Here is a 4,243-nt window from a genome sequence, read left to right as displayed (position 1 = left end):
GTGATCTACATGCAGTAGCATTTCAGAGATACGTTGAATTTCTTTTTGATGTGCTTCAATTTGACCAAGCAATTCCGCACGTTTTTTAGTTAATCCTGATACGATATGTGATTCAGCCATGATTTCTTTCCTTATGCGTAAAGGAATTATTTTAAATGGCGAATCACCCTATTTATTGTGCGGTTGCTACATAATAGCGTATTTTTTTGCGTTGGCAATTGCAGTTCATGGCGACATACGCCATTTAGAAATTTTGGAATGTCAACGTTAAAAGCCTGATCTGCGTTCATGGCGACATACGCCATTTAGAAAACTCATCATCAATGACTCTGACTATGTGATTAGTTCATGGCGACATACGCCATTTAGAAATATTCATACAATGACGACTGTAAACCAATTTGGTTCATGGCGACATACGCCATTTAGAAAAACTAGCACATCACGACCGAAACAACAAAACCGTTCATGGCGACATACGCCATTTAGAAATCATAGCTATTACATGAAATGTGGTTTTGATAGTTCATGGCGACATACGCCATTTAGAAAAAAGTCCTCAGTCCAATGCTGGGGATTATTTAGTTCATGGCGACATACGCCATTTAGAAAATGTTCAGAAATCCATATTTGAAAGTAAGAGTGTTCATGGCGACATACGCCATTTAGAAATTAGGTTCTAAAACTTCGACTTTGTGTTGTAGGTTCATGGCGACATACGCCATTTAGAAATCGGATTGATGCAGCATTTTGATAAAGCATCTTGTTCATGGCGACATACGCCATTTAGAAATACACATCCTCAAGAACAACTTATGTGGCAAGTTCATGGCGACATACGCCATTTAGAAATAAAATTCAAGGAACGTATGATTATTATGATTGTTCATGGCGACATACGCCATTTAGAAATGATAAAGAGCAAATTGATAAGACTGAACCAAAGTTCATGGCGACATACGCCATTTAGAAAATCGACTGACCTGCATCATCCGCGCTTATGTCGTTCATGGCGACATACGCCATTTAGAAACAAAGAAAAAAGGACAGACATTCAATAGCTTTGTTCATGGCGACATACGCCATTTAGAAAAGCTGCGAAATTCAGGTAATTTTGGGCACCATGTTCATGGCGACATACGCCATTTAGAAAATTGTATAGAACCATTTACAATAACTTGCATGGTTCATGGCGACATACGCCATTTAGAAATTTCCAACGTGGAAGGTTAAAGAAGTCTTCTCTGTTCATGGCGACATACGCCATTTAGAAAAAGATCGAGCATAAATCTAAAATCTTCTATAGGTTCATGGCGACATACGCCATTTAGAAATGTCGTATGTGGGGCATGAATTACAGCATCTAGTTCATGGCGACATACGCCATTTAGAAATAGGAAAAAAGACAAGAGAATTTAACGACAATGTTCATGGCGACATACGCCATTTAGAAATCGATAAGCATCCCAAGTGAGTTAGCTGAAACGTTCATGGCGACATACGCCATTTAGAAAACACCCACAAAGACGTGCAATCAGGCAATAGCGTTCATGGCGACATACGCCATTTAGAAATTCTTTGAGGGTCTATTCGCTACTGTAAAAAGGTTCATGGCGACATACGCCATTTAGAAATAACCCAATGTTGAGAGTAGCTTTAATAAGTGGTTCATGGCGACATACGCCATTTAGAAATGTCTAAGATCATCTGATAGCTGACTTACAAAGTTCATGGCGACATACGCCATTTAGAAATGTGGGTGATTTGGACTATACCGATAAAGGCAGTTCATGGCGACATACGCCATTTAGAAATTGAGCTGTATTAGCAGATATTAGTGCGCTTAGTTCATGGCGACATACGCCATTTAGAAAAATCTAATTTTACACCACCATAACCAACACCAGTTCATGGCGACATACGCCATTTAGAAATTCGTGTTCTAAAATATGACGCACTTCGCTTAGTTCATGGCGACATACGCCATTTAGAAAACTTAGCATTTTTTCTTGCAGCGATTTAGGTGGTTCATGGCGACATACGCCATTTAGAAAAAATGCATCTGTTAGTAACCAATCTAATTTTAGTTCATGGCGACATACGCCATTTAGAAATAATTAAATTTTGCCACCTTCGGGTGGTTTTTGTTCATGGCGACATACGCCATTTAGAAATTTGCAAACGGCTAACCACTTTTCAGGTCAAAGTTCATGGCGACATACGCCATTTAGAAAAATGCAACGCTGGTGATGGGTTCGAGCTAATTGTTCATGGCGACATACGCCATTTAGAAACAACCACAAAAAGCAGGTAATGTACTTGTTGAGGTTCATGGCGACATACGCCATTTAGAAATTACAAGTATTGATAAGGCTTGACAGCATTCAGTTCATGGCGACATACGCCATTTAGAAAATACAGTGCATAATCAGCACGTTTAATTTGAGGTTCATGGCGACATACGCCATTTAGAAAAATCGCGATTGAGTCACTGACTTTTGATTTGTGTTCATGGCGACATACGCCATTTAGAAAATGCGGTCAGCTAACGCCCACGCTTCGTATGCGTTCATGGCGACATACGCCATTTAGAAAAACCTCAATAAATACAGCATTCGATTATATGAGTTCATGGCGACATACGCCATTTAGAAATTTTTATTTATACTCTCGTTTAGTGCATGATTTGTTCATGGCGACATACGCCATTTAGAAAAGTCTAGCTTCATTTAACAAGCCATTCTTTAAAGTTCATGGCGACATACGCCATTTAGAAAGACTGCACCAGCACTATATTTAAAGTTAGGTGGTTCATGGCGACATACGCCATTTAGAAACAGAACCAAACCCCGCGACAAATGCTCTAAATTGTTCATGGCGACATACGCCATTTAGAAACCAAAGCTTTAGGCTTTTCAGGTGCAGTCCACAGTTCATGGCGACATACGCCATTTAGAAAAATTTATCGAAATAAAAGCAGAGTGGGCTTACGTTCATGGCGACATACGCCATTTAGAAAGATCTATGGAAAAACCCCAAACGATTGTCGGTGTTCATGGCGACATACGCCATTTAGAAAAGTTAAAGCCAAGCCATTTGCCACCGACTGCGGTTCATGGCGACATACGCCATTTAGAAACGCTTCAAACTGGTCATTGGTTGCTTATCTGCGTTCATGGCGACATACGCCATTTAGAAAAACCGCCCACCACTTCTTGTGCGCCCCATTTGGTTCATGGCGACATACGCCATTTAGAAATGGTAATTTGGCATCTGCTGTCTTTCTTTTTGGTTCATGGCGACATACGCCATTTAGAAATAGTGCAGAGCGAACGTCTGCCAAAATGTCAGGTTCATGGCGACATACGCCATTTAGAAATAAAGCAGCATCAGTTACTTGAGGAAATGTTAGTTCATGGCGACATACGCCATTTAGAAATGGAAAGTTTTACTGCGAATGTTTGAACGGTCGTTCATGGCGACATACGCCATTTAGAAAGCCAGAAGGTCAAGAGGTTTTCGTTCACATTCGTTCATGGCGACATACGCCATTTAGAAATTCTGTGAAGTTTATTCAGGGGGCTTGGGTGGGTTCATGGCGACATACGCCATTTAGAAAATAAGAATAACGGTATATGATTTGGTGTTTTAGTTCATGGCGACATACGCCATTTAGAAATTTACAATCGAAACAATAGCAGCATGCCGTTGGTTCATGGCGACATACGCCATTTAGAAATGTTGGAATGTGGAAATATTGGTTTGGCTCAAGTTCATGGCGACATACGCCATTTAGAAAGTTCCACTCGAGGCACTGCAATCTACAGTCAAGTTCATGGCGACATACGCCATTTAGAAAGCATGTGGTTAATGATTTGTCCGTATATGGTTGTTCATGGCGACATACGCCATTTAGAAAAAAGCCAAAATGCAATTGAAGCCCTGTATCTCGGTTCATGGCGACATACGCCATTTAGAAACACCAGAAATGAATAAGTCTAAAAAAGATTTCGTTCATGGCGACATACGCCATTTAGAAATAAACGATATTATGTAGCAACCGCACAAAACTATAATAATCAATTATTTAATAAGGAAGAAGCTAAAATTAATTTAGCTTCTTTAAAAATAGCTATCAGCAATTTATACAAAACTAATATTACTAACGATTACCTTTACTTCGATTATGGGTAATGCAGAGCATTTCACAATTATCTAAAGTTGTTGCACCGCCTTTACTCCA

General features: G+C 39.7%; 1 protein-coding gene and 1 CRISPR repeat array. The gene reads right to left on the bottom strand.

The window, feature by feature from the left end; genetic code table 11:
- Positions 1-223 precede the first annotated feature (223 nt).
- Positions 224-4,040: a CRISPR direct-repeat array (repeat unit 28 nt; unit sequence GTTCATGGCGACATACGCCATTTAGAAA).
- 122 nt (positions 4,041-4,162) lie between these two features.
- The coding region (locus FXN70_RS11880) for an HNH endonuclease (RefSeq protein ID WP_324647193.1) at positions 4,163-4,243 on the bottom strand (81 nt) is incomplete at its 5' end.

This window comes from Acinetobacter sp. MD2 (assembly GCF_035615575.1).
Taxonomy (GTDB): Bacteria; Pseudomonadota; Gammaproteobacteria; order Pseudomonadales; family Moraxellaceae; genus Acinetobacter.
Note: the sequence above shows the minus strand (reverse complement) of the source record. Positions and strands in the feature narration are given on the sequence as shown.